Origin of the sequence: Pantoea sp. Fr-CA_6, assembly GCF_024520895.1 — a bacterium.
Classification (GTDB): domain Bacteria; phylum Pseudomonadota; class Gammaproteobacteria; order Enterobacterales; family Enterobacteriaceae; genus Pantoea; species Pantoea agglomerans.
Map to the genome: position 1 here is coordinate 183580 of NZ_JALNPO010000005.1, position 25954 is coordinate 209533.

Sequence of the window (25954 nt, forward strand, 5' to 3'; positions counted from 1 at the left end):
TGCTTAGTCGAGCTGATTACGCTGCAGGAAGCCTTCCCCACCAAGCTGGCGCATCTGACGCAGTATCCACTGCTGCCGCTCTCTGACGTAGCCTGAGGGTGCTGCAGCACGATAACGTATCGGATTAGGCAGCACCGCTGCCAGTAAGGCAGCATCTGCTGCGGTCAGCCGGCTGGCAGGCTTATGGAAGTAGCGCTGAGAAGCCGCCTCAACGCCAAAGATGCCGGGCCCGAACTCCGCAATATTGAGATAGACGGTTAAAATACGCCGCTTCGTCCAGACCGTTTCAATTCCTACCGTCAGACCCGCTTCCAGACCTTTACGCACCCAGCTGCGACCATCCCAGAGGAACAGATTCTTCGCCGTCTGTTGAGACAGCGTGGACGCCCCACGCATCCGGCTATCGCTGTTATCCAGTACAGACTCAATCGCCGCCACATCAAAGCCCCAATGGGTGGGAAACTTTTGATCTTCTGAGGCGATAACGGCCAGCCCCATCCAGGGCGAAATCTCGTCATGGCCGACCCAGTCTGAATGGGCGACATAACTAAAATCACCGCGTAACCAGGCTCCGATCTGTCGTTCAGCCATCACCGCTGAGAACGGCACGGGTAAGAACGAAAAGAGTAAAATGCCCGCCAGCCATATTCCCAGCCACACCAGTACGATACGACCAACAATACGTCCGATACGCTGTCCGACGCTTCCTTTATGCTTGTTCATGCAATCTTCCCACACTTGTTTCAGACGTTAATCAATCACTCATGTAATCACTGCTACAAAAGCAGCCTTTTTACGATTATCGCTGAAAACTGACAGGCTGTTTCCAGACTTTATTCAATCATTTTGCATCAACATGCTGCAACAGTTCGAAATAGTTCAAGTACTTCCGCAAAAAAGGAATCGGTTCCATTCATTGCCATTGCTTAGCATCTTTCCAGATAAACACTTAATCATGAGTAATAAGCGCCCGCATGAATCATTTACCATGCTTAACTGTTATTGTTTTCTTAATCCTGCCGCGCCTAAAGGTTAATCAGAATTATCGTTATAACGGATAAATAAGCAGCGCTTAATAGCGTCACGGGTTGCCAGAATGGCACTATTTCCTTCCAGGAATAACCCTGATAGCAGAACGACAGAAGGACAAACTTTTAGATTCTTTTTTATCATTCCAAATCGTTTTGGATAATTCGTGTCATTTCAGGCAGCGCGCTTGCAATATCAGCGCGTTAGCCTCACTCAAAAGGCAAATGTTAACGGCGGCTCACTTTGGTGCTGCTCAGCCTCAGTTTCCCTGCCCGGCAGCATTAAAACTACACGAAAAAGCGTAAAACTGATTAAAATAGCAGCAACACAGCACAGAAATTAATTCCTTACTTGACTGTGTTGCCAAATTAATGTTTTCTGTATTTAAACGCTGCTCAATATCACAAATTTTAATGAATCTTGTCGCATGAGAAGATGAATTTGCTAAGGTGATGACAGTGTTAACCAATACCCTGCGGCTGCATTAATTATTCAAATCATAGCGGCCGCAATGATTTCCCTGGTGTTGGCGCAGTATTTCGCGCACCCCGGCCTCGGCTGGGGTCATTTTTTTCCGGGGTATCACTTATCCTGCTCTGCCACCCAGTCGCGTAATACCTGCACATCGTGTCGCCATTCATGCTTCAGCTCATCAATCCATTCACCCACATTGTCCCACCACGCCGGTAACTCCGGACTCTGAATCTGTTTCGCCAGCATCTGCAAACGCTGCAGCCCGACCGAACCCGCCGCCCCTTTGATTTTGTGTCCCTCTTCAGCAATGCCTTTCTGATCGCGCGCCATCAGATTCGACTCCAGCACCGCAAGGTAGTCCGGCATCATCTTTTCAAACATCGTCAGGCTTTGGGTAATCAGGCTGGGACCAACCAGCTCGATATACTGTTCGAGCATCGCGACATCCAGCAGCATCCGGGTTTTGTCATCGCTGACATCAGCGATCTCCTCTTCCGGTTCTGCCTGATAATCCCAGTACTTTTTAATCATCGCAGTGAGTGCCGGCACTGCCAGCGGTTTGCTGAGCACGTCATCCATTCCCGCGTCGAAGTACTCTTTTTTGTCTTTGAGAACATTGGCGGTAAGAGCAACCAGCGGGGGCAGATGCGTTCCCTGGTACTGCTGGCGAATCGCACGTGAGACATCCAGCCCGGTCATATCGGGCAGCTGAATGTCCAGCAGCACCAGGTCAAACTCCAGCGGGTCAAACATCGCCAGCGCCTCGCTGCCGGTCATGGCGACCTCCACATTGCAGCCCAGCTTCTCCAGTACCGAGCGCGCGACAATCACATTAAGCTCAATATCTTCAACCAGCAGCACGTGCAGCGCAGGCAGTGGCAGGCTGTCGTCCACGCCTTCATCCTCCACCTCTTCAGCAATGCGTGGCGCTTTAATCTCTACGGTGAAGCAGGAACCCTGTCCCGGCGCACTGTGCACCCGGATATCACCGCCCATCGCCTGCGCCAGGCGGCGTGATACTGCCAGCCCGATGCCGGTACCGGTAGCCGGTTTACCGCCATGCTGATCTTTGACCTGATAATACATAGCGAAGATCTTGTCCTGCTCCTCCTGACGGATACCCATGCCGGAGTCCTGCACCTCAAAGCGCAGCGTCTCGTCCTGCTCATAGGTTACCCGCACCACGATCTCGCCCTGCTGGGTGAACTTCACGGCGTTACCAATCAGGTTCCACAGAATCTGGCGCAGACGCGTTCCATCGGTCGAGATCATATGCGGCAGCGGCAGTTGCGGCGCGAGCACAAACTTCAGCCCTTTCGGCTGTGCCAGCAGGCCAGAGAGGTTTTCTAAATCGGCCAGGAAACCGGTGAAGTCGAGCGGCTGATTATCCAGCTGTACTTTACGGCGCTCGATTTTGTCCACCTCAATCACATCATTGAAGATATTGCCCAGCGTGATGGCGGAGACGTGGATGGTTTTGAGATATTTCAGCTGTTCCTGATTAAGGTCGGTGTCCAGCAGGATGCGGCTCAGGCCGACAATGCCATTAAGCGGCGTACGAAGCTCGTGGCTGATCGTAGAGATAAAGGTGGTCTTCTCCCGGCTGGCGTTCTCTAACGCGTCCTGATAGCGCTTACGTTCGGTTATATCGCGGCCAAAGCCCATCAATCCGCTGCGCTTACCCACACGGTCGTAGTAAGGCACTTTACGGATCTCGAAGCAGGCTTTGCGTCCGTCGGGATATTGCAACCACTGTTCATAGGTCAGCGAGACGTTGTGGCGGAATACCTTTTCGTCCGTTTCCAGCACCTTAGTGGCCGCTTCATCATCATAGATATCGCGCGGCGTCAGGCCAATCAGCTGCTTTTCGCTTTTGCCGGTCAGCAGCTCCATTGCACGGTTGCAGCCGGAGAACTGTTTATCGATGTTGCGATAGAACACCAGGTCAGGCGAGGCATCCAGGAAGGAGCGCAGGAAGGAGGATTGCTGTTCCAGCTCAATCTGTGCCTGCTCACGACGCGTTACCTCTTCACGCAGCTTATCCATCACCTGTTCGCGTGCCAGCTCCGCCTTTTTACGATCGCTGATCTCCTGATTCAGCTGCGTAATGGTCTCTTTCATCTGCTGATTGAGTTCCAGATCCCGGGTACGCATCTCTTCCAGCTTATCCACCAGCCGTGCCAGTCGTTGCCGTGACTCCTCCAGCTGATCGACCACCACCGAGAGAAAATAGACCGCCCAGGGCGTGATCAGCAGCCCGAAGAAGACCGAACGCACCACGTCAATGCTCTCGACATGGCCCCGCAGTACCATCGTGACCGCCATCTGGACAATCATCGCCAGCACCACCAGCGCAGACGCCAGCAGCAGCGAGAACCTCACCAGTCCAAGCTTCACCATTAAATCAACGTAGTACTGCGCCAACAGACGAATTTGTTTCATAACAACTCCCTGGAAGAGAAACAGCCTCATAATAGCGCAGTTAACCCGCTGCCGTCGCAGCACGTCGCGTGGAGATAAGGGATCAAATGCGCTTTTATGGTGCAGCAGCCTCGCCGATCGGCGACGTTAAGGACAAAGCGGTTAAAACCCTTGACTGACTGTGCCAAATGAATAATCTGTAAGGCCGCCAGCGAATCACCGATTTCTCTGTACGGCCTTTTTTCAATATCCTGGCAGCGTCCTGTTGCACAGGCACACCCTTTTATATGCATAGCCATTCATCTTTAATGCTGTTTTAAGCATGCCCATGCTGATTAATTTTTCTTATAACCAACCGCGGTTTCATTCAAATAACCGGACATAAGAAAAACAGATACATGCTATGCATCATGGGTGCTGAACAGCATTTAATGCTGCTTAACACCCTGTCACCAGCATGGTGCAGAGATCTGACGCCTGCACTACAGTGAGTCAGTTCACATTTATCGGCCTGTCGCCAGGCACCAGAGTGATACATTTTAAACCTTAAAAAGCATTTAATTCATAGACTTAAGCAGATAAAACGCATGATAATCCCGTCTGACCGCCCTATTTGACCTGATTACGCTTTCCCGATAAGTTGGAAATCCGCTGAAAGCTTTCCAGACGGGCCATTGTCTCGGCATATCTATGCAACAAGAAGACTCCCGCGTGGTTTAAGTCATCTCCTTTAAGAGACCGGAAATCAGAGAGCAGCTCAATTAAGGACGTTTTACCGATGTCTGGAGAGAAATGCTCAGGGCTATGACGCGCGCTCGACAGAGCATGGCGATGAAAATGATAGCGCCCCCGTTGCGCTCAGACCCTGAAACAGTGCAGGTAATGTCAAAGCAGTTTAAGGAGACCCTCAATGTCCACTAAAAAACCTCAATCCTATGGCTTGTATGATCCGACAGCAGGCAGTGACAGCTGTGGTGTAGGTTTCATTACGCGTAAGGACGGCGAGCAGACCCACGAGATTCTGCAGATGGCGCACAGCGCCCTGTGTACGGTGCCTCACCGCGGCGGCATGTCAGCGGAAGGCGTTGGCGACGGCGCGGGGGTCAACGTTGATCTTTCGCTGCAGTTCTTCCGCAAAATTACCGGCCAGCCGCTGGAAGCGGGACGCTTTGGTGTCGGTAACTTCTTTGTGCCGAAAGATGCTGAGCTGCGCGCGAATGCCGAACGTCTGGTGGATGAAACCCTCAGCAGCTTTGGTCTGCCGGTACTTATGAAGCGTGACATGCCGCTCGACAGCAGCGTGACGCGCCCGGCAGCCGCGCAGTTCCAGTTACCGATTCTGCAGTGGATTTTCACTGCGCCACAGGATGTGGTGGATCAGAACGACTTCGAAAAACGCATCTACCGTGCCCTGTTAACCATTGAAGCCCGAGCTTTCACCGAAAGCGAATTTGGCGGCCTCTATCCGCTGTCGCTGTCATCACGCACGCAGGTGTTCAAAGCCCGTCTGAATTCCAATGAAGTGATCCCTTACTTCAAAGATCTGACCGATCCCGATCATCAGGTGCGCGGGCTGTTTTTCCACACCCGCTTCTCCACTAACACCGATCCCCATACCACGATGGCGCAACCGTTCCGCCTGATGGCGCACAATGGCGAGCTGAACACTGACCGTAAAAACCGCATCGCTGAGTCCGCGCTGGCACTGGCCCGTGGCAAGACCATCGTGCGGCCTAAAGGCCAGTCCGACAGTTCGCGCCTGGATCAGAGCATCCACAGCCGTCTGATGGAAGATGACCTCGATCTGATCACCGCCGTGGTGTCAATGATGCCGCCCGCCTGGGAAAACGACAGCGCGCTGTCGCCAGAAGTGCGTGACATGCTGGAGTACTTCTCGCTGTATGAAGAGAAGAACGACGGCCCTGCTGCCTTAATCTTTGGTAATGGCGAAGTAATTGGCGCCCGTCTTGATCGTCTGGGTCTGCGTCCACTGCGTTCAGTAGAAACCGCTGACTATATCGGTGCGATGTCGGAAGCCGGCCAGATCGCCTTCCCACCTGAAAGCGTGTTGCGTCGTGGGCGTATCGAAGCGGGCGGTATGCTCTATTTCGATCACCGTGAAAAACGCAGCTATACCACGCTGCAGGCACTTGAAAAACTGGCCGCAGAGAAAGATTATTCGGCGTTGCTGCGTGAAGCGCGCGTCGGTCTTGACGATCTGCCCGAGATCCCGGCAGAACAGCAGGGTTCACCGCTGCGTTATCGTGGCGATCTGAAAACGTATCAGCGCTTTGTTGCCTACTACTACAATCAGGAAAGCTTCAAGTTCATGATGGACCCGATGCTGAATACCGGCGCAGAGAAGATCTCTGCGATGGGTTACGGCAACGCCATCAACGGCTTATCCGATCATGAAGGCGGCATGGCGCACTACTTCTCTCAGCGCTTTGCGCAGGTTACCAACCCGCCGCTGGACTCTATCCGCGAAGTGGATGGCATGACGTTGCGTGTCGCGCTGGGGGCAAAACCCCATCTGGGCCGCAGCAAAGGCCGTCAGATTGTGGTGCCGACCCCGATTCTCAGCCACCTCGATATGCTGCGTTTACGCGAGCAGACTATCGCACCTTATGCCCGCTTTGAGATGCTTTATGAGCCGGTGATCGGCAAAGATCTGCTGAGCACCACCGCGAACGCGAATGCTTTGGAAAAAGCGATTGATGACCTGGCGCAACAGGTGGTTGATTTTGCCCGTACCCAGGGTGGCATCGCCGTACTTACCGATCGCCATATCTCTTCAAAGCACGCCGCGATCCCGATGCTGCTGGTGGTTTCCGCCATCAACCAGCGCCTGATAAAGGAAGGGTTGCGTCTGGATGTTTCTCTGGTGGTTGAAAGCGGCCAGAGCATCTCGTCGCACCACATTGCCGCCACACTTGGCTTTGGAGCGTCAGCTATCTATCCGCTGGGCGTACAGATGCGCGCAGAGGAGAAATTTGGTGAAGGTGAAGAAGGTAACAAAGCCTTTAAGCGCTATGCCAAAGCGGCTGAAAAAGCACTGATGAAAACCATGGGCAAAGTGGGCCTCTGTACCGTTGAGAGCTACAGCAGCGGTGAGTTCTTTGAGCCTAACTTCCTCAACACCGATGATCCGGTGCTGAAAAAGTATTTCCCGAATATCAAAACGCCGGTGGGCGGCGCAGGCTTCGCGACGATCGCGCAGATGGCCGTTGACTGGCACCAGAGCGCACTGAAGATTCAGGGCGAATCTGAAGTTCCGTTGCTGGGCCTGTTCAAAGAGCGTGCAGAAGGCGCAGGTCACTCCTACGGCACCATCGCCGTGCGGACCTTTATCGATATGACCGAAGAACCGATTCGCTTTGCCGACAAAGCGCGCGAAGAGGACAACTTCATCCGCCTGATGACGCTGGCTAAACTGGATAATGCGTTTGGCATCAAGCCTGAGACCTTTAAAGACAGCAGCTTTGAGCGCATCCCGGATGAGGTGATCAATAATTTCGCGATTACTGCTGATTACCGTCAGTTCTCAAGCCTGATGTATGAAGAGCGTAAACGTCGCCCGGCGGCCCTGCGCGACATCCTGACATTCCCGGCTGACCTGACCCACATCGACAGCGAAGCGGAGTTCCGCCGCAAGCTGGGACGCTACTCGCTGACCAACAACGGCTTTGCCATTCGTGGCATGGAGTGTGAAGCGGTAGATGGCAGCCTGAATCACTTTATGCTGCGTCTGACCGATGCGATTGAAGGACTGAAGCCTGAGAGCGAACGCCTGCAGAACCTGTCTCGCGCCCTGAAATCCCGCTTCGGCGACGATATCGAAAGCAGCGAAGTGGTGACTGGCGGTCTGAAAGTGACCGCTTACGGTAAAGCGGCCGATTATCTGTCACGTATCTTCACCACCCTGCCCTCACTGCCACTGAGCGAAGTGCAGCCAGCCTGTGAAATTACCCGTACCTTTGCCTCCGGGGCGATGAGCCACGGTGCGCTGGTGGCTCCCGCTCATGAAGCGGTCGCGCACGGTACCAATATGGTCGGCGGCATGAGTAACTGCGGTGAAGGCGGCGAGCATTATTCCCGTCACGGCACCATTCGTGCCTCACGCATCAAACAGCTGGCTTCGGGCCGTTTCGGCGTCTGGGCTGCCTATCTGGCGGATCCGATGCTGGAAGAGCTGGAGATCAAAATTGGTCAGGGTGCGAAACCTGGCGAAGGCGGCCAGCTACCGGCGGCCAAAGTTACCGTCGAGATTGCTGCCGCGCGTGGCGGTACGCCTGGCGTCGAGCTGGTCTCACCGCCGCCGCATCACGACACCTATTCCATCGAAGATCTGGCGCAGTTGATCCACGACTGCAAAGCCGCGCGGGTGCGCGTTATCGTCAAGCTGGTCTCGTCTGAAGGGATCGGCACCATCGCGGTTGGCGTGGCCAAAGCCGGTGCAGACGTGATTAACGTTGCGGGTAACACCGGCGGTACCGGCGCTGCGTCGGTGACCAGCCTGAAATATACCGGACGCGTGGCTGAAATCGGCATCGCTGAAGTCCACCAGGCGCTGTGCGCCAACGGTCTGCGTGAGAAAGTGCTGCTGCGCTGTTCTGGCGCACAGCAGACCGGCAGCGACGTGGTGAAATCTGCTTTGCTTGGCGGCGACAGCTTTGAGTTCGGTACGACGGCGCTGATGATGCTGAAATGCGTGATGGCGAAGAACTGTAACGTTAAGTGCCCAGCTGGCTTAACCACGAATGCCGAAGCGTTTGATGGCGATCCGCGTCAGCTGGCGCAGTATTTCCTCAACGTGGCGCATGAAGTGCGTGAAATACTGGCGCGTATGGGCCTGCGTTCCCTGCGTGAGGCACGCGGTCGCTCTGACCTGTTGCACCTGATGGATCACCCGCTGGAAGTGGGCAAGCTCGACTTACGCGCCATGCTTACCGTGGTGCCTGAGCTGAAAATCGACAAGCCGGTTTATCTGGAAAAAGATTTTGAGCTGGATGATGTCTGGATTGAGCAACTGAAGCTGTCGCTGGTGGATCAGGGAAATCCTGACGTCACTCTGGGCAACAACATCGTGCTGAATAACCGAAACAAAAGTGTCGGCGGCCAGCTGGCCATCGATATTGAGCGGATGCTGAACCATCAGCTGAGTTCTGAGCAGCTGCAGGCGATGCCTGCCGTAATGACTGACGATCGCGGTCGTCGCTATCTGGCCCCTGAGAGCGTAAAAATTTCCACCACCGGTTCTGCCGGTCAGTCGTTTGGCGCCTTCTGCAACGATGGCATGCAGCTGACCCATTACGGCACCTGTAACGACGGTGTCGGCAAAGGACAGTGTGGCGGCGAACTGATCGTGATGTCGCCTGGTGGCGGCGCGCAGGATGCCGATGGCAACGTGCTGATTGGTAACTTTGCGCTGTTTGGCGCGACCGGCGGACGTCTGTTCGTGCAGGGCCAGGCCGGTGACCGTTTCGCGGTGCGTAACTCCGGTGCCACCGCCGTGGTTGAAGGCGTCGGTGACTTCTGCTGCGAATATATGACCAATGGCGCCATCCTCAACCTGGGCACCTTCGGTAAAGGATTTGGCAACGGCATGAGCGGCGGCTTCGCCTACCAGTACGACCCCTATGGATCGCTGGCCAGCCATGCTGCCGGTGATTCGGTACAGTTCGGCTCGATTGCCGATCAGGATGAAATGGCCCAGGTGCATAAGCAGGCGGTACTGACCATGCTGAACTGGCATCTGGAGGCGACCAAATCACCGCGTGCCGCCTGGCTGCTGGAGAACTGGGAAACGGAGTGTCACCACTTTGTTTACGTGATGCCGCGCTCGCTGCTGCTCTATCAGGATGGCGGCGAGATTCTGAAAGCCAAGAGCCGCAAAGATCTGCTCGAAGAGCTGTCGACGGCGCTGGCAGGCCATCAGGTGGCGAAGTTTAAAGCCGCATGGCGTCAGGGTAAAACCATCGCCAACGGTGCCGTACCAGCTTATGGCGCGACCGATACGCTGGAGATGTTTGTCCTGCTCAACAACTACACCGTGCTGAGTTTTGCCCAGCAGCTGGCGCTGGGCAAATTACCGAAAGGCACCCCGGTTGAAGATGCGGCAGTTGAAAAAGCGGTCCGTAATCTGTTGATGACGGAAGACTTTTCGCTGATAAGCAAGCTGCAGCGTCATGCCCGTTCCGCTATCGAGAGCTACAGCGATGATGAACTGGCGAGTCTGATTGGAACCAAACGCATGTCAGATTACAAAGCGGCGCTGACGCAACGTAACATCCGCTCCATGGACAGTCTGGCAACCTACGGCTGGATCATGTACCAGGATGCCTGTAACCGGGAAGTGCTGGGCCACCTGCCTGACTTTGAAGAGCTGTTTGCACGTGCGGCATTGCCGGAAATCGCCGCTGCGGTGGGTAAACTCTCCTGACAGTGATACTGATCAGGCTGAACTGAATATTATTAATTGATCATTGCCCGGATTAATCGTTGTACCGGACAGATGCAGCACCGCTCTCCCCTGTCGCACACGCTGCGGCGCGGGAAAGCGGAACCGCTTTCACACCGGACAATGCCACTGATGACGGGCGAGAACGGGATTGAGTAAAAGTACCCATGAAAATTCCTTATATTCCAGAAGATGCACCTTTTAATGGCGATCAGAAGTACTGGCTGGCTGGCTTTCTTGCGGGTCTGCACTCCCGTTTGCTGGTATTAGAAGACAAGCAGCAACCCGCCGCGGGCACAAGCGCAGCCGCGACGACGCAACTGCACATTCTTTATGGCTCACAGACCGGCAATGCTGAAGCACTGGCGCAGACCGCAGCGAAATCTGCCCGCGCTAAAGGACTGGTGCCGGTGGTTCAGGCGCTGGGCGATGTCGATCTCGACGTATTTGCCACCATGCGCCATGTACTGATCGTCACCTCGACCTATGGCGAAGGTGAAATGCCGGACAACGCGCAGCTGTTCTGGGACGCGATCTCTGCCAGTACCGCACCGCGTCTGGAGCAGATGCATTTCGCCGTGCTGGCGATTGGTGATACTGGCTACGATGGCTTCTGTCAGGCGGGCAAGTTTATTGATATGCGCCTTGAGCAGCTGGGCGCGAAACGCGTGGTTGATCGTATCGATTGTGATATCGATTTTGAGGAGCCTTCCAGCGAGTGGCTGAACAGCTCAATGCCACAGTTTGCCGCCAGCGCGGGCAGCAGCGGCACCGTGCTGGAGAGTGCGCCTGAAGCGCCAGTCATTCCAGGCAGCAACAAATCCAATCCTTACGCCGCCGCGCTGATCACCAACAAGCGTTTGTCAGGCGAGCAGTCAGCCAAAGATATTCGTCATTTCGAGTTCGACCTGTCTGACAGCGGCCTGAAGTATGAAGCGGGCGATGCGCTGGGCGTAATTCCGGTCAACGAGCCGTCGCTGGTCAGCCTGCTGCTGACCCAGCTTAACGCGGACTACGAGACGCCGGTGCCCGGCTTTGATCGCAGCCTTGGCGACCTGCTGACCTATCAGTTTGAGATCTCAGAGCCGTCACGCAAGTTAATCGAATGGGTCGGGCAGAACACCACCAACCAGGAGCTGCGTCATGTGTTACAGCATGATGATAAAGATGCGCTGGGCGTATGGCTGTGGGGCAAAGATACCCTTGACCTGCTGCAGCTTGAGCTGACGCGCACGCTGGCGGTACCCGAGTTTGTCGCGCTGCTGCGTCCGCTGCAGCATCGCGCTTACTCTATTTCGTCCAGTTCTAAAGCCCATCCTGATCAGGTGCATCTGACCGTTGCCTCGGTGCGTTATCACAGTGGTGGCCGTAATCGCGGTGGTGTCTGCTCAACCTATCTGGCCGAGCGTGTGCGTCGTGGTGAAAAGCCCGCCATCTTTATCTCACCCAATAAATCGTTCCGCGTGCCTGCCAACAACAGCGCACCGCTGATCATGGTGGGACCGGGTACCGGCATCGCGCCATTCCGTGCCTTCCTGCAGGAGCGCCAGGCAACCGGCGCGCAGGGGAAAAACTGGCTGTTCTTCGGCGATCAGCATCAGGAACATGACTTTATCTATCAGGATGAATTACTTGCCTGGCGCGATAATGGCTTGCTGACGCGTCTGGATCTGGCCTTCTCACGCGATCAGGAGAAGAAGATCTACGTGCAGAGCCGGATGCTTGAACAGGGCGCTGAGTTGTATGCCTGGCTGCAGGAAGGGGCTTACTTCTATGTCTGTGGCGATGCATCGCGTATGGCGAAGGATGTGGATAATGCGCTGTATGAAGTGGTTCGCCAGTTTGGTGGCCTCTCCACCGAGCGCGCTGCTGACTATGTCGATCAGCTGAAGAAAGAGAAGCGCTACCTGCGCGACGTCTATTGATCGCGATGGTCTGCTGAAAAAATCCGGCTTGCGCAGGCAGCCGGATTTTTTTATGGCCGACAGGCAAAAAAATACCCGTCGGATGGACGGGTATTCGCTGTTATGTCACTGCTATTTCACTACGCGCAGTGAAGGTCGTCCACCACGTGGCGGTGGATCGTCATCAGGCGGTGTCTCGTCATCGCTGGCATCGTCAGGACGATCACCATCAATCACCGACATCATAGTCTCTTCCTGACCCTCTGACGCCTCATGCGTGCCCAGCTCGTAAGCCGGTTCCGGTTCAAACATCGTCCCGGCGCCATTTTCACGCGCATAGATTGCCAGAATCGCCGCCATCGGCACGTTAACCTGGCGAGGAACGCCACCAAAGCGGGCGTTGAACGACACCTGATCGTTTGCCAGATCGAGGTTACCGACAGCACGTGGCGCAATGTTCAGGACTATCTGACCATCGCGCGCATACTCCAGCGGCACCTGCACACCCGGCAGATTTATGTCGACCACCAGATGCGGCGTCAGCTGGTTGTCGAGCAACCAGTCATAAAAGGCGCGCAGCAGATAGGGACGACGTGCAGTAAGTTGCGACATTTCCATACGTTAAGCCCGGGCTTGCAGCCGCATTTCACGTTCAGCTTCAGTTAATGAAGCGAGGAAGGAGTCACGCTCAAATACGCGATTCATGTAACCTTTCAGCTCTTTTGAACCTGAGCCGATCAAATCGATACCCATTGACGGCAGACGCCATAACAGCGGAGCCAGATAGCAATCAACCAGGCTGAACTCTTCGCTCATGAAATAAGGCGTACGGCCAAACAGTGGCGCGATAGCCAGCAGCTCTTCACGCAGTTGCTTGCGTGCCGCTTCCGCTTCCTGACCGCTGCTGTTCTCTACTTTCCTCATCAGGCTATACCAGTCCTGCTCGATGCGGTGCATCATCAGGCGGCTATCACCACGGGCAACCGGATAAACCGGCATCAGTGGCGGATGCGGGAAGCGCTCATCTAAATATTCCATGATGATGCGTGATTCATACAGCGTCAGCTCACGATCTACCAGCGTCGGTACCGTGCGATACGGATTGAGGTCAATCAGATCCTGCGGCAGGTTATCCATTTCGACCTGCTCGATCTCTACGCTGACACCCTTCTCCGCCAGGACGATACGTACCTGATGGCTAAAAATGTCAGTAGGACCAGAAAACAGCGTCATTACCGAACGTTTGTTGGCAGCGACAGCCATGAAAACCTCCAAGTTTGTTCACAAAAAGATACTGCGAATAGCCAACCACACGGCGACTCACTTGCTTATCGAACTCGCACGCAACCTGGTTAGCTGCGTCACAGATACTGACGCCCCGACAGTGGGGAGGCGCATAACGCACCGGCCTGCGGGCGCAAAGTGACACAGAGTTTACCAGATTTTAGGCTGCTTGTGGGCGTGGAATGAATCTTTGCAGGTAAATTGAGCGCGGCGTTACGGTTTTCGCGGACAGTTTATGGGAAGGCAGAAAATAAAAAACCCGCCGAAGCGGGTTTTTTGAGCCAATTGCCGCAGCCGGAGCTGCAAACAATTAACGCTTGGAGAACTGAGGACGACGACGTGCTTTACGCAGGCCGACTTTCTTACGTTCAACCTGACGCGCATCACGCGTTACGAAGCCAGCTTTACGCAGCTCGCCACGCAGTGATTCGTCGTATTCCATCAGAGCGCGGGTGATACCGTGACGGATCGCACCAGCCTGACCAGAAATACCGCCACCTTTAACAGTGACATAGAGATCGAATTTACCAACCAGGTCCAGCAGCTCAAGCGGCTGACGAACTACCATGCGGGCAGTTTCGCGACCGAAGTACTGTTCCAGAGAACGTTGGTTAATTACGATGTTACCGCTACCCGGCTTAATGAATACGCGAGCGGTAGAGCTTTTGCGGCGACCAGTGCCGTAGTTTTGAGTTTCAGCCATTGCCTTTAATCCCGATTAAATGTCAAGAACTTGCGGTTGCTGTGCCGCATGGGTGTGCTCGTTGCCTGCGTAAACTTTCAGTTTACGGTACATAGCACGACCCAGCGGGCCCTTCGGCAGCATGCCTTTAACCGCGATCTCAATCACACGCTCAGGACGGCGAGCAATCATCTCTTCAAAGGTCGCCTGTTTGATACCACCGATGTGGCCAGTGTGGTGATAGTAGATCTTGTCAGTACGCTTGTTGCCGGTTACAGCAACTTTTTCTGCGTTCAGAACGATGATGTAATCACCCGTATCAACGTGCGGAGTGTATTCCGCTTTATGCTTACCACGCAGACGGCGCGCCAGTTCAGTCGCCAGGCGACCCAAAGTTTTGCCCGTTGCGTCAACTACAAACCAGTCACGTTGGACGGTTTCTGGTTTAGCTGTAAAAGTTTTCATCGAAAAGCTTACCCAAATTAAGTTACACGTTGGTGAAATCCCAAACGCTTAAGTAAACGAATGAGGCTCACACGACCATTTTGACCAGCAAGCCACCCCTTCGGATAGAGTTACTGGAACACAGAGGATTTGGGAAAAAAATCCTTTGCTGTAACGTGGGGTCGCAAGATTATAGAGAAGTCGGTTACAAAAATCGAACCCTATTTCGGTATTTATCCCGATTATTCTCACGGCAGGTGAGGTAAACGCAGATACTCTTCGCTCTGCATCTCCTGAAGTCGGGATAAACAGCGCTGGTATTCAAACTTCAGCCGCGTGCCCTGATAAATCTCGGTCAGTGACGTTTCTGCCGCGACCACCAGCTTCACATGACGTTCATAGAACTCATCGACCAGTGCGAGGAAACGCCGTGCCTGATCTTCGGTTTTGTAGATCATTACCGGCACGTCATACAGCAGCACACTGTGAAAACGGCGCGACAGCGCAATATAGTCATGCTGGCTGCGCCCTTCGCCACACAGGGTGGTGAAATTAATCGCCAGCACGCCCTCGCTGACGCCCAGCGTCGGCATCTGGCGGTGATTAATTTCCAGAACCGGCGCATCTTCAGGCTGGCTGCCCGACAGTGCTTTAAACATCCGCGCCATTTCAGCGTGCGTCTCTTTGTTCAGCGGAGAGTTCCACAGGTGCGCGGAGGTCAGCGTGCGTAACCGGTAGTCGATACCGGCATCCACATTCATCACATCACAATGACGTTTGATCTGCTCGATGGCAGGCAGGAAGCGCGCGCGCTGCAGACCATTACGATAGAGATCATCAGGCGGAATGTTCGAGGTGGCCACCAGCGCAATGCCGCGTTCAAACAGCGCCTCCATCAGCGTGCCCAGCAGCATCGCATCGGTGATATCGGAGACAAAAAATTCATCAAAACAGAGGATGTCCGTTTCCGCTTTGAATCTGTCCGCAATAATCAGTAACGGATCGCTCTGCCCCTGAAGCTGCGTCAGCTCTTCATGCACCCGCAGCATAAAGCGGTGGAAGTGCAGACGCAGTTTGCGATCGCCAGGAATAGACTGAAAAAAGAGATCCATGACCCAGGTCTTACCGCGACCGACACCGCCCCACATATAGAGTCCACGTACCGGTTGTGGCGTCTCGTTTTTCTCTTTACCGATCAATTTTGACAGGCGACCCAGCAGGCCGGATGTGGCAGGCGCGGCGGATTGTTGCCGGGCAACCAGCGCCTGCTGCAGCGCGTCTAAACGGGTAATCGCTTCACGTTGTACGTCATCGGGCCTGAATTCGCCCTGCGACAGCGCCTGTTCATAGCGTGCAAGCGGAGTTGAGGTTTGCATTGTTGTTTCAAAGTCCCTGAATGGTGTCTGATTCATACCACGGTTGCTGAAAAAAAGGCCGTTCTACACTAAGCCATGCTGCTCCAGAGTTCCACATCCATAAGATTAACGGGTATAGTGACTATTATTGAAATGGTGCAATGCCCTACGGAACAATGGAAATAACACGGGAGTCATTATGACCTGGGAATACGGGCTAATTGGTTTAGTGGTTGGTATTATTGTCGGCGCAGTCGCCATGCGTTTTGGCAACAAAAAGCTGCGTGAGCAGCGCAGCATGCAGTACGAGCTGGAAAAATCGAAAGCGGAGCTGGCGGATTATCGCGAAGAGCTGACCAATCACTTCGCGCAGAGCGCGGAGCTGCTGGACAACATGGCGCGTGATTATCGTCAGCTCTATCAGCACATGGCAAAAGGCTCAAATGACCTGCTGCCGAATCTGCCTGGCCAGAAAAATCCGTTTGCCTATCAGCTGACTGAAGCCGAAGCGGACAACGATCAGGTGCCGGTGCAGATGCCGCGCGACTATTCTGAAGGCGCATCCGGTTTACTGCGTGGCGAGCGCCCTGCCCGCGACTAATCTTTTTGGGGCGCAGCCTGTCTGCGCCCGCTGTTTTTGCGAACCCTGACCGCAAACGACTGTCACACTTATTAATTCCTCCCACCTTTTGCAGCGAGAGCGTTGTAGCAATGAAAAAACAAGCACGCCTGTTTAGCGCATTAGCCCTGAGTATTGGGATGAGCCTTGCCGCCGCGCCAGACGCGATGGCAACGCTGCCAGCACAAATTGCGGGCCAGCCGCTGCCGAGTCTGGCGCCGATGCTGGAGAAAGTGTTACCTGCCGTGGTCAGTGTGCACGTGGAAGGCACTGATTCGGGTGCACAGGCTCAGGATATTCCTGAACCGCTGAAGCGTTTTTTTGGTCAGATGCCTGGCGGAAATAGTCAGCCACAGCCGTTTGAAGGTTTAGGTTCTGGCGTGATCATCGATGCCGCGAAAGGCTACGTGCTCACCAATAATCACGTGGTCAACGGTGCGGATAAAATCAACGTACAGCTTGGTGACGGCAGTGAATATGAAGCCAAACTCATTGGTCATGATGAGCAGACCGATATCGCGCTGATTCAGATTCAGGGCGCAAAAAACCTCACGCAGGTGAAAGTCGCGGACTCTGACCAGCTGAAAGTGGGTGATTTCGCGGTGGCGATCGGTAACCCGTTCGGGCTGGGACAGACGGCCACCTCCGGTATTATCTCCGCACTGGGCCGTAGCGGCCTGAACCTGGAAGGGCTGGAAAACTTTATTCAGACCGATGCCGCGATCAACCGTGGCAACTCAGGCGGTGCGCTGGTCAACCTTAATGGTGAACTGATCGGTATCAACACCGCGATTCTCGCCTCCAGCGGCGGTAACATCGGTATCGGCTTTGCTATCCCGAGTGATATGGCGATGAACCTCGCGCAGCAGCTGATTAAATTTGGTGAAGTGAAGCGCGGTCAGCTCGGCATCAAAGGCACTGAAATGACAGCCGATATGGCTAAAGCATTCAATGTCGATGCACAGCGCGGCGCCTTTGTCTCTGAAGTCTTACCGCAATCTGCCGCGCAGAAAGCGGGCGTGAAGTCAGGCGATATCATTACGTCGATCAACGACAAGCCGATTACCAGCTTCGCTGAGTTGCGCGTCAAAGTGGGAACCACGCCGCCAGGTGAACAGGTTAAGCTTGGCCTGCTGCGTGAAGGTAAGCCATTAACGGTTACCGTTACGCTGGAGCAGAGCGCACAGAGCACCGCCAGCGCACAGCTGATGTCACCCGCGCTTCAGGGCGCAACCCTGAGTGATGGACAGACTAAGACCGGTGATAAAGGCGTGAAGGTCGATACCATCGAAAAAGGCACACCGGCTGAACAGGTTGGTCTGCAGAAAGATGATGTGATTATCGGCGTTAACCGTAACCGGGTTCAGACCATTGCTGAAATGCGTAAAATACTGGAAGGGAAACCGCCGGTACTGGCACTGAATGTGGTGCGCGGCGATGAAAGTATCTATCTGTTGTTGAGATAAACCTCGCATTACGGCGGACACAAGCGCGTGTGTGTCCGCCGCTCTCATGCTATTCTCCCCTGCGATCTCCCCTGGCGTAATTTAACACCATGTTTCTTAAACTTTTGCGTGCCGTGGTGCTGGGCCTGATTGTGGCGGGTATTTTGCTCGCAGCACTGCCTGCACTGCGTATGGGCAGCGACGCCCTCTATAACCACGAAAATATTACAGACGAAACGCCCTTTAGCTTCAATCAAGGGGTGCGCCGCGCCGTGCCTGCCGTTGTGAACGTTTACAATCGTAGCGCCCACGGCAACAACAATCGTGGCATCACGACCCTGGGTTCAGGGGTGATCATGAATGCAAAAGGCTACATCCTTACCAATAAGCATGTGATCAATAATGCCGATCAAATTATCGTGGCGCTGCAGGATGGCCGCTTCTTTGAAGCGACGCTGGTGGGTTCCGATGGCATGACCGATCTGGCGGTACTTAAAATTACGGCCTCCGGCCTGCCCGTTATCCCCATCAATCCAAATCGCCAGGCGCATATCGGGGATGTGGTGATGGCTATCGGCAACCCCTATAACCTTGGTCAGACGGTCACGCAGGGCATCATCAGCGCCACGGGCCGGGTTGGCTTAAGCTCATCAGGCCGACAGAACTTCCTGCAGACCGATGCGTCAATCAATCAGGGTAACTCCGGCGGCGCGCTGATTAACTCGCTAGGCGAGCTGATGGGCATTAACACCCTGACCTTCGATAAAAGTAGTGATGGTGAAACCCCGGAAGGGATTGGTTTCGCCATTCCAACCGTTTTAGCCTCGAAGATCATGGATAAGCTGATTCGTGATGGTCGGGTGATCCGCGGCTATATCGGCATTACCGGGCGTGAGCTGCCGCCGCTGCATGGACAGGGCAGCAATCTGGATCGGGTTCAGGGCATTATTGTCAGCGTGGTCACGCCAGATGGGCCAGCGGATAAAGCCGGAATTCAGGCCAACGATGTGCTGCTCAGCGTTAATGGCAAGCCGGCCATCTCCGCGCAGGAGACCATGGATCAGGTGGCAGAAATTCGTCCGGGTTCAGTGATTGATGTGCAGGTATTGCGAAACGATCAGAAACTGACGCTGCCGGTCACCATTCAGGAGTTTCCTGACAGCAGCAGTTAGCTGAAACCTGTGCCAGGTCAGGGATGGCCCGGCTGATCGCAAAGAAGGCCGCCATCCATGGCGGTCGGCCTCGCCATCCTGGCTCGGACGCTTTGCTCTTCATCCGGGCCAACCCTTCCCCTCTAATCCACCATCTTTTGTGATTAACCGATTAGCAGCGATCCACCGGAAACGCGATGACATCGCTCAATGACTCCGCTTTCAACGCCAGCATGATCAGGCGATCGATACCCAGTGCGACCCCGGAACAGGCTGGCATGCCATGCGCCAGCGCATCCAGCAGATATGTATCAATAGGATGCACAGGCAGGCCGCGCGCCGCACGGCGACGGTTATCCTGCTCAAAACGCTGACGCTGCTCACGGCTGTCGGTCAGCTCACGGAAACCGTTCGCCAGCTCAATGCCTTTGTAATAGACCTCAAAGCGTTCGGCCACGCGGTGATCTTCGGTGCTGATCTCCGCCAGGGCTGCCTGGCTGGCCGGGAAATGATAAACGAAGCAGGGTTTATCCTGACCAATCTTCGGTTCCACACCCAGCATAAACAGCAGCATCAGTAAGGTATCGCGATCCTCTTCTGCACGCGCCAGCTCGCCTTCACCCAGTTTCTCTGCCGCTTCACGCAACTGCGCTTTATCCGCTGACAGCGGATCCAGCTCAAGATGACGGATAAACGCCTGCTGATAGGAGAGCGACTCAGCGCTGTCACACTCCAGCACCTGCTGCATCAGATCGTCGACTTCGTTCATCAGACGGTACATATCATAATGCGGCCGGTACCACTCCAGCATGGTGAATTCCGGGTTGTGGTGACGTCCCGCCTCTTCGTTGCGGAAGCTGCGCGCCATCTGATAGATCGGGCCACTGCCCGCCGCCAGCAGGCGTTTCATATGATATTCCGGGCTGGTCATCAGCCAGAGATCGCGCCCCTGCGCAGCGCCAGGCCCGACAAAACGCGTCTGGAATGGCACCAGATGGATATCGGTAATGGTGGCCTGGCTCATCGCCGGCGTATCCACTTCCAGCACGCCGCGATCGGCAAAGAAACGACGCACTTCTGCTAAAATAGCGGCGCGTTTTAACAAATTGGCGATGGATGCGCTTGGTTGCCAGCTTGCCGTTTCGCTCATGGTGATGACTCCTGATACAAATTAGGGGGGGAAGTCTACCTGCAATGCCTGCGGCAAACAATCTCGTGCCCGTACTGCCAAAAACAGCGTTTCGGCTTCTATACTTAAGCGGTTAAATCACAAAGGAATCCCACTATGTCTCCATGGAAAACAGTTGTTGCCAGCCTGAGTGCTTTTCTCTCTGTCGCCTGCAGCACTACGCCGCCAAAGAACGTCACGGTCGTAGATAACTTTGACAGCCAGCGCTATCTCGGTCAGTGGTATGAGATTGCCCGCCTTAACCACCCTTTTGAGCGCGGCCTTGAACAGGTAACGGCAAACTACAGCCCGCGTGAAGATGGCGGCCTGAAGGTAATCAACCGTGGCTATAACGTCAAAAAGCAGCGCTGGCAGGAGAGCGTTGGCAAAGCCTACTTTACCGGTGAACCCACGCGGGCTTCTCTGAAAGTCTCTTTCTTCGGCCCCTTCTATGGCGGCTATAACGTGATTGCTCTCGATCCTGACTACCGCTATGCGCTGGTATGTGGACCGAATCGCCACTATCTCTGGATACTGTCACGCACACCACAACTGGAACCGGGCGTAAAAGAGAAACTGGTTGATCAGGCGCGTCGGGATGGTTTCCCGGTTGAAGAGTTAATCTGGGTAAAACAGAAATAGTGCAGAATCTGACAAGCCGGTACGAAAAGCATTTCGTACCGGTTGGAATAACAGGTTACTTCGTGCTGTTCTGAATCGCCTGGCCGCCCGCTTCGACATCTTCACCTACGCCACGCGTTGTATTACAAGCTGTGAGCAGGGAAGAGAGCACCAGTACAGAGAAGATTGCAGCAATACTTTTCTTTAACATAACAATGTCCTTTTTGATGGATGTAAAGTACAGCGCTTTAAGCATAGCCGGATTTCCGGCAGTTGCTGCTGGCGAGACTTTAAAAAGGACAATCAGTTAAGGTCATTTTGCTGCACGCGAAATGGCACCACCTAAGTGAGAGACATCTTCGCCAAAACCGTGGAATGTGTTGCAGGCGCTTAACGCAGAGGAGACCAGCAACGCGAACGCGATTAATTTTGCCAGCTTGATCATTTTTTTCTCTCAGACAAGAAAAAGGCGCACCAGAAGATGCGCCTGCGAATCTTATTTCACGCGTGACACGTATTCGCCAGAGCGGGTGTCAACTTTCACCACTTCGCCCTCTTGCACGAACAGTGGCACTTTCACCACGGCACCGGTAGAGAGTTTAGCTGGCTTGCCGCCAGTCCCTGCGGTATCACCTTTCAGGCCTGGATCGGTTTCGATAACTTCAGCTTCGATAAAGTTCGGCGGCTGAACGGCGATCGGACGACCGTTCCACAGCGTAACGATACATTCAGCGTTATCCTGCAGCCATTTCGCTGCATCGCTTACCGTCTTCTCTTCAACCTGGAACTGCTCAAAGCTTTCCGGATGCATGAAGTGGTAGAACTCACCGTCGTTGTACAGGTAGTTCAGGTTGGTATCTACTACGTCAGCGCCTTCGGCGGAGTCGGTAGATTTAAAAGTTTTCTCAACGCGAGAACCCGTCAGCAGGCGACGCATTTTAACGCGCGCGAATGCCTGACCTTTACCCGGTTTAACGAACTCACTGGATTCGATGGCATACGGCTCGCCTTCGAACATGATTTTAAGACCGGGACGGAAATCGTTGCTAGAATAAGTCGCCATGAAGGCCCTCTACGAAAATTGACACTGGTACTAAGCCAAAAAAATGGCACACATTGTAACCCTAAAAACACCTTCCAGAGAAGATTGGTTGCAGCAACTTGCGGATGTTGTCACCGAACCTGATGAATTACTGCGGATTTTAGCCCTTGATCAGCACACTGAGCTGGCTGAAGGTGCGGATGCGCGGCGTCTTTTCGCCTTACGTGTACCGCATGCGTTCATCCGCCGGATGAAAAAAGGCGATGCGCACGACCCGCTGCTGCTTCAGGTACTGACCCGCCGCCAGGAATTCACTGATGCGCCAGGTTATAGCACCGATCCGCTCGATGAACAAAGCAACGTTGTACCTGGATTGCTGCATAAATACCGAAACCGGGCTTTATTGTTGGTAAAAGGCGGCTGCGCCGTCAACTGTCGCTACTGCTTCCGTCGTCATTTCCCCTATCAGGATAATCCCGGCAATAAGCGTAGCTGGCAGGCTGCACTGGACTATATCGCCGATCATCCCGAGCTGGATGAGATCATTTTCTCCGGCGGCGATCCGCTGATGGCGAAAGATCATGAGCTCGCCTGGCTTATCGCCGCGCTGGAACAGATCCCGCATCTGAAACGTCTGCGCATCCACAGCCGTTTACCGGTGGTGATACCGGCGCGCATTACCGATCAGCTCTGTCAGATGCTCAGCGAGACGCATCTGCAGGTGGTGATGGTGACGCACATCAACCATGCGCAGGAGATTGATGATGAGCTGCGTGAGGCGATGAGCAGCCTGAAGCGTGCTGGAGTGACCCTGCTGAATCAGAGCGTCCTGTTGCGTGGCATCAACGATAATGCGCAGACGCTGGCCACCCTGAGCAATGCACTATTTGATGCCGGCATTCTGCCCTACTATCTGCACGTGCTGGATAAGGTACAGGGTGCGGCGCATTTCTTCGTGTCAGATGACGAGGCCCGCCAGCTGGTGCGTGCATTACTGTCACAGGTCTCCGGCTATCTGGTGCCAAAGCTGGCGCGTGAAATTGGCGGAGAGCCAAGTAAAACACCGTTAGATTTACAGTTACGTCAGGAATAAAAACGGCCAGCAAAAGGCTGGCCGGTTCAATTTGGCAGACTGCCTGATTCACATTATGGGCACTTGTAGACCTGGCCGGTCATTTTGCTGTCGAGTGGCGCGAACGCGGACAACAGGTTCTGCGTCGGACTGGTTGCTCCATAAATCACGTTACCGCCCATCTCCGCTGCGCGATTGCGCAGGTCGTTTGCTGCGCCACGCAGTGCGCTGGTTTCCCCGCCTGCACCGCTCAGCCAGTTGCTCTGAGAGCCGGTAATATTGCCCAGAAGCTGACAGGTATTGCCAGGCTGCTGATCGGTGAACGTTACGCGCTGTCCTGCTGAAGAGAGTTGCGTAGAGCTGCTGCAGCCCGCCAGCAATAACGCGCCAGCCGTCAGTCCGAGCAAGAGGTTAATCCGCATTGTAATCCCCATTTATTATCATCAGAGTCGGGTGGCAGCGTAGCAGAAAAAGGATTTTTCTTTCTGCACATTCATTGCCCTTATCCCGTTATATCGTCTCAATATTTCACGCCGCTTGCAGGCTGGCAAGCGTGCCGATGCTGGTGAATAAAATGAAGCCAGTCGATCAGTCGGCGCAGCCGCAGACAGCGTGACATATCAAGAGGAAAGACGAACGATTGCGCCTTACTTATACTATTTTCCCACCCAAAAGAAAAACCCCCGACCGTTTCCGATCGGGGGTGATGTCAGAGCGTGATGCCCTTAACCGGTGTAGCCATTACGTCGTGCATTTTCGATGCAATCGGCTTTGTTAACGTAGCCCTGACTGGCGGCGCCGGTAATATTGCCGTTGGGCGCCGTTCTTCTCCAGCGCCACTTGTGTGCTTCGTCCTTATAAAATTCCCATTTATCGTGCATTTTAATTTTCCTTAATCTGTTGTTTATCCCTTTCAGAGCGCGCTATTTTGCGCCGGGATCCACGTTAGAGCATCCCGCCCTGACTAAACCATGATGCAGAACATAAAAAAAGTTAATGGGTTTTTCCTGCTGCTGCCAGCATTCAGACGCTGAAAAAGAAAAACCCCCGACCGTTTCCGATCGGGGGTTCTTTGATGACTTAAGCAGTCAACGGCAATTACATCATGCCGCCCATACCGCCCATGCCACCCATACCGCCAGCGCCGCCGCCTAAATCAGGTGCGTCACCTTTTGGCAGGTCAGTGACCATACATTCGGTTGTGATCATCAGACCCGCAACAGAGGCCGCGTACTGCAGAGCAGAACGGGTCACTTTGGTTGGATCCAGGATACCGAAGTCGATCATGTTGCCGTACTCTTCAGTCTGCGCGTTGTAACCGTAGTTACCGTCGCCCGCTTTCACGTTGTTAGCGACAACAGATGGCTCTTCACCGGCGTTAGAAACGATCTGACGCAGTGGAGATTCCATCGCGCGCAGCGCAACTTTGATACCGACGTTCTGATCTTCGTTCTGACCACGCAGATCAACCAGCTGTGCTGCCACGCGAACCAGCGCCACACCACCACCAGCAACCACACCTTCTTCTACAGCAGCACGGGTTGCGTGCAGCGCATCTTCAACGCGGGCTTTCTTCTCTTTCATTTCAACTTCAGTTGCTGCGCCTACTTTCAGAACGGCTACGCCGCCTGCCAGTTTCGCTACGCGTTCCTGCAGTTTTTCTTTGTCGTAGTCAGACGTTGCTTCTTCGATCTGCTGACGAATCTGGGTTACACGGCCCTGAATTGTCGCTTCTTCACCCACACCGTCGATGATGGTGGTGGTGTCTTTGTTGATCACAACGCGTTTTGCCTGGCCCAGATCTTCCAGAGCCGCTTTCTCCAGTTCCATACCGATCTCTTCAGAGATTACGGTACCACCGGTCAGGATAGCGATATCCTGCAGCATAGCTTTACGACGGTCGCCGAAGCCTGGTGCTTTAACCGCAGCCACTTTCACGATGCCGCGCATGGTGTTAACCACCAGTGTTGCCAGCGCTTCGCCTTCAACATCTTCCGCGATGATCAGCAGTGGTTTGCCGGCTTTCGCAACGGCTTCCAGCACTGGCAGCATTTCACGGATGTTAGAGATTTTCTTGTCAGCCAGCAGGATGAACGGAGATTCCAGTTCAATCGCACCGGTTTCTGGCTTGTTGATGAAGTAAGGTGACAGGTAGCCGCGATCAAACTGCATACCTTCAACCACATCCAGCTCATCCTGCAGGCCGGTGCCTTCTTCAACGGTGATCACGCCTTCTTTACCCACTTTCTCCATCGCCTGAGCAATCAGCTGGCCCACGGTTTCATCGGAGTTAGCAGAGATAGTACCTACCTGCGCAATCGCTTTAGAGTCAGAGCAAGGAACAGACAGCGCTTTCAGTTTCTCAACTGCAGCGATAACAGCCTGGTCAATACCGCGCTTCAGGTCCATCGGGTTCATACCCGCTGCGACCGCTTTCAGGCCTTCGGTGATGATAGACTGTGCCAGTACGGTTGCAGTGGTGGTACCGTCGCCCGCAGCGTCGTTCGCTTTAGAGGCAACTTCTTTCACCATCTGCGCGCCCATGTTCTCGAACTTGTCTTCCAGCTCGATTTCACGTGCCACAGAAACACCATCTTTAGTGATGGTCGGTGCACCAAAAGATTTATCCAGGACTACGTTACGGCCTTTAGGACCCAGGGTAACTTTTACTGCATCTGCCAGTACGTTCACGCCACGCAGCATTTTTACGCGTGCGTCATTACCGAATTTTACGTCTTTAGCTGCCATCTTTAAATATCCCTTAAATTCGTTTCGTTCAGTGA

The 25954-nt window shown here is 54.2% G+C and carries 21 protein-coding genes; 7 read left to right on the forward strand and 14 right to left on the reverse strand.

Annotated features, from left to right (window positions below; all coding sequences use genetic code 11):
• Positions 1 to 3: 3 nt before the first annotated feature.
• Positions 4 to 723: a monofunctional biosynthetic peptidoglycan transglycosylase gene (gene mtgA / locus NR201_RS11590; RefSeq protein WP_062759360.1), complete on the reverse strand. Its 720-nt coding sequence runs from the start codon at positions 721 to 723 to the stop codon at positions 4 to 6.
• An 888-nt stretch (positions 724 to 1611) separates the two neighbouring features.
• Positions 1612 to 3945 carry an aerobic respiration two-component sensor histidine kinase ArcB gene (gene arcB, locus NR201_RS11595; protein WP_256849795.1) on the reverse strand — a complete coding sequence of 778 codons (2334 nt, stop codon included), beginning with the start codon at positions 3943 to 3945 and terminating at the stop codon, positions 1612 to 1614.
• An 889-nt stretch (positions 3946 to 4834) separates the two neighbouring features.
• On the opposite strand from arcB, the gene NR201_RS11600 reads away from it, so the two are divergent.
• Both NR201_RS11600 and NR201_RS11605 read left to right on the forward strand, forming a co-directional pair.
• On the forward strand, positions 4835 to 10366 hold the full coding sequence (locus NR201_RS11600; protein WP_010251932.1) for a glutamate synthase-related protein: 5532 nt from the start codon (positions 4835 to 4837) through the stop codon (positions 10364 to 10366).
• A 185-nt stretch (positions 10367 to 10551) separates the two neighbouring features.
• Positions 10552 to 12309, forward strand: a complete 1758-nt coding sequence (locus tag NR201_RS11605; RefSeq protein WP_010251935.1) for a sulfite reductase subunit alpha — start codon at positions 10552 to 10554, stop codon at positions 12307 to 12309.
• 111 nt (positions 12310 to 12420) lie between these two features.
• On the opposite strand, the gene sspB is transcribed toward NR201_RS11605, so the two are convergent.
• From sspB to zapE, 5 genes are all read right to left on the reverse strand, one after another.
• Positions 12421 to 12906 carry a ClpXP protease specificity-enhancing factor gene (sspB, locus tag NR201_RS11610; protein WP_010251939.1) on the reverse strand — a complete coding sequence of 162 codons (486 nt, stop codon included), beginning with the start codon at positions 12904 to 12906 and terminating at the stop codon, positions 12421 to 12423.
• Positions 12907 to 12909: 3 nt separating this feature from the next.
• A complete protein-coding gene (sspA, locus tag NR201_RS11615) occupies positions 12910 to 13551 on the reverse strand; it encodes a stringent starvation protein SspA (protein ID WP_009092481.1) in 642 nt (213 codons plus the stop codon).
• 331 nt (positions 13552 to 13882) lie between these two features.
• Complete coding sequence (gene rpsI / locus NR201_RS11620) at positions 13883 to 14275, reverse strand: 30S ribosomal protein S9 (protein WP_008925401.1); 393 nt, start codon at positions 14273 to 14275, stop codon at positions 13883 to 13885.
• Between the two features lie 15 nt (positions 14276 to 14290).
• A complete protein-coding gene (rplM, locus tag NR201_RS11625; RefSeq protein WP_008925400.1) occupies positions 14291 to 14719 on the reverse strand; it encodes a 50S ribosomal protein L13 in 429 nt (142 codons plus the stop codon).
• A 227-nt stretch (positions 14720 to 14946) separates the two neighbouring features.
• The gene (gene zapE, locus NR201_RS11630) at positions 14947 to 16074 is read right to left on the reverse strand and encodes a cell division protein ZapE (RefSeq protein ID WP_022625259.1); all 1128 of its coding nucleotides are present in this window, start codon (positions 16072 to 16074) and stop codon (positions 14947 to 14949) included.
• Positions 16075 to 16252: 178 nt separating this feature from the next.
• Here zapE and zapG point away from each other — a divergent pair, with 178 nt between their 5' ends.
• The 3 genes from zapG to degS all read left to right on the forward strand — a co-directional run bounded on the left by zapG (position 16253) and on the right by degS (position 19289).
• Positions 16253 to 16654 (forward strand): Z-ring associated protein ZapG, encoded by a 402-nt coding sequence (gene zapG, locus NR201_RS11635; RefSeq protein WP_003848291.1) that lies wholly within the window; start codon positions 16253 to 16255, stop codon positions 16652 to 16654.
• A gap of 110 nt (positions 16655 to 16764) precedes the next feature.
• Positions 16765 to 18138, forward strand: a complete 1374-nt coding sequence (gene degQ / locus NR201_RS11640) for a serine endoprotease DegQ (RefSeq protein WP_010251960.1) — start codon at positions 16765 to 16767, stop codon at positions 18136 to 18138.
• An 89-nt stretch (positions 18139 to 18227) separates the two neighbouring features.
• Positions 18228 to 19289 carry an outer membrane-stress sensor serine endopeptidase DegS gene (degS, locus tag NR201_RS11645; protein WP_010251964.1) on the forward strand — a complete coding sequence of 354 codons (1062 nt, stop codon included), beginning with the start codon at positions 18228 to 18230 and terminating at the stop codon, positions 19287 to 19289.
• A 151-nt stretch (positions 19290 to 19440) separates the two neighbouring features.
• On the opposite strand, the gene epmA is transcribed toward degS, so the two are convergent.
• A complete protein-coding gene (gene epmA / locus NR201_RS11650) occupies positions 19441 to 20418 on the reverse strand; it encodes an elongation factor P--(R)-beta-lysine ligase (protein WP_003848297.1) in 978 nt (325 codons plus the stop codon).
• A 135-nt stretch (positions 20419 to 20553) separates the two neighbouring features.
• On the opposite strand from epmA, the gene NR201_RS11655 reads away from it, so the two are divergent.
• Positions 20554 to 21078 (forward strand): lipocalin family protein, encoded by a 525-nt coding sequence (locus tag NR201_RS11655; RefSeq protein ID WP_010672015.1) that lies wholly within the window; start codon positions 20554 to 20556, stop codon positions 21076 to 21078.
• Between the two features lie 55 nt (positions 21079 to 21133).
• Here the strand turns inward: NR201_RS11655 and NR201_RS11660 are convergent, their stop codons facing one another.
• The 3 genes from NR201_RS11660 to efp form a co-directional block, all read right to left on the reverse strand.
• On the reverse strand, positions 21134 to 21268 hold the full coding sequence (locus tag NR201_RS11660) for an entericidin A/B family lipoprotein (protein WP_003848302.1): 135 nt from the start codon (positions 21266 to 21268) through the stop codon (positions 21134 to 21136).
• A 102-nt stretch (positions 21269 to 21370) separates the two neighbouring features.
• Positions 21371 to 21502 carry an entericidin A/B family lipoprotein gene (locus NR201_RS11665; protein ID WP_003848306.1) on the reverse strand — a complete coding sequence of 44 codons (132 nt, stop codon included), beginning with the start codon at positions 21500 to 21502 and terminating at the stop codon, positions 21371 to 21373.
• A gap of 51 nt (positions 21503 to 21553) precedes the next feature.
• The gene (gene efp, locus NR201_RS11670) at positions 21554 to 22120 is read right to left on the reverse strand and encodes an elongation factor P (RefSeq protein ID WP_010251979.1); all 567 of its coding nucleotides are present in this window, start codon (positions 22118 to 22120) and stop codon (positions 21554 to 21556) included.
• Between the two features lie 43 nt (positions 22121 to 22163).
• On the opposite strand from efp, the gene epmB reads away from it, so the two are divergent.
• Entirely contained in the window at positions 22164 to 23192 is a 1029-nt protein-coding gene (gene epmB / locus NR201_RS11675) for an EF-P beta-lysylation protein EpmB (protein ID WP_033759609.1), read from the forward strand.
• A gap of 53 nt (positions 23193 to 23245) precedes the next feature.
• Here epmB and NR201_RS11680 read toward each other — a convergent pair whose 3' ends face one another.
• The 3 genes from NR201_RS11680 to groL all read right to left on the reverse strand — a co-directional run bounded on the left by NR201_RS11680 (position 23246) and on the right by groL (position 25919).
• On the reverse strand, positions 23246 to 23593 hold the full coding sequence (locus NR201_RS11680; RefSeq protein WP_010251983.1) for a DUF4156 domain-containing protein: 348 nt from the start codon (positions 23591 to 23593) through the stop codon (positions 23246 to 23248).
• A gap of 303 nt (positions 23594 to 23896) precedes the next feature.
• Complete coding sequence (locus NR201_RS11685) at positions 23897 to 24052, reverse strand: DUF1508 domain-containing protein (RefSeq protein ID WP_010251985.1); 156 nt, start codon at positions 24050 to 24052, stop codon at positions 23897 to 23899.
• A gap of 217 nt (positions 24053 to 24269) precedes the next feature.
• Entirely contained in the window at positions 24270 to 25919 is a 1650-nt protein-coding gene (gene groL / locus NR201_RS11690) for a chaperonin GroEL (RefSeq protein WP_010251987.1), read from the reverse strand.
• Between the last annotated feature and the right edge of the window lie 35 nt (positions 25920 to 25954).

Bases quoted from the DNA above. Each gene is read 5' to 3' on its own strand.
- NR201_RS11660 (WP_003848302.1), bottom strand. From the start codon at position 21,268: ATGTTAAAGAAAAGTATTGCTGCAATCTTCTCTGTACTGGTGCTCTCT.
- NR201_RS11665 (WP_003848306.1), bottom strand. From the start codon at position 21,502: ATGATCAAGCTGGCAAAATTAATCGCGTTCGCGTTGCTGGTCTCCTCT.
- rplM (WP_008925400.1), bottom strand. From the start codon at position 14,719: ATGAAAACTTTTACAGCTAAACCAGAAACCGTCCAACGTGACTGGTTT.
- NR201_RS11685 (WP_010251985.1), bottom strand. From the start codon at position 24,052: ATGCACGATAAATGGGAATTTTATAAGGACGAAGCACACAAGTGGCGC.
- NR201_RS11605 (WP_010251935.1), top strand. From the start codon at position 10,552: ATGAAAATTCCTTATATTCCAGAAGATGCACCTTTTAATGGCGATCAG.
- NR201_RS11600 (WP_010251932.1), top strand. From the start codon at position 4,835: ATGTCCACTAAAAAACCTCAATCCTATGGCTTGTATGATCCGACAGCA.
- zapE (WP_022625259.1), bottom strand. From the start codon at position 16,074: ATGCAAACCTCAACTCCGCTTGCACGCTATGAACAGGCGCTGTCGCAG.
- epmA (WP_003848297.1), bottom strand. From the start codon at position 20,418: ATGAGCGAAACGGCAAGCTGGCAACCAAGCGCATCCATCGCCAATTTG.
- sspA (WP_009092481.1), bottom strand. From the start codon at position 13,551: ATGGCTGTCGCTGCCAACAAACGTTCGGTAATGACGCTGTTTTCTGGT.
- epmB (WP_033759609.1), top strand. From the start codon at position 22,164: ATGGCACACATTGTAACCCTAAAAACACCTTCCAGAGAAGATTGGTTG.
- degS (WP_010251964.1), top strand. From the start codon at position 18,228: ATGTTTCTTAAACTTTTGCGTGCCGTGGTGCTGGGCCTGATTGTGGCG.
- NR201_RS11655 (WP_010672015.1), top strand. From the start codon at position 20,554: ATGTCTCCATGGAAAACAGTTGTTGCCAGCCTGAGTGCTTTTCTCTCT.
- groL (WP_010251987.1), bottom strand. From the start codon at position 25,919: ATGGCAGCTAAAGACGTAAAATTCGGTAATGACGCACGCGTAAAAATG.
- sspB (WP_010251939.1), bottom strand. From the start codon at position 12,906: ATGGAAATGTCGCAACTTACTGCACGTCGTCCCTATCTGCTGCGCGCC.
- zapG (WP_003848291.1), top strand. From the start codon at position 16,253: ATGACCTGGGAATACGGGCTAATTGGTTTAGTGGTTGGTATTATTGTC.
- mtgA (WP_062759360.1), bottom strand. From the start codon at position 723: ATGAACAAGCATAAAGGAAGCGTCGGACAGCGTATCGGACGTATTGTT.
- efp (WP_010251979.1), bottom strand. From the start codon at position 22,120: ATGGCGACTTATTCTAGCAACGATTTCCGTCCCGGTCTTAAAATCATG.
- arcB (WP_256849795.1), bottom strand. From the start codon at position 3,945: ATGAAACAAATTCGTCTGTTGGCGCAGTACTACGTTGATTTAATGGTG.
- rpsI (WP_008925401.1), bottom strand. From the start codon at position 14,275: ATGGCTGAAACTCAAAACTACGGCACTGGTCGCCGCAAAAGCTCTACC.
- degQ (WP_010251960.1), top strand. From the start codon at position 16,765: ATGAAAAAACAAGCACGCCTGTTTAGCGCATTAGCCCTGAGTATTGGG.
- NR201_RS11680 (WP_010251983.1), bottom strand. From the start codon at position 23,593: ATGCGGATTAACCTCTTGCTCGGACTGACGGCTGGCGCGTTATTGCTG.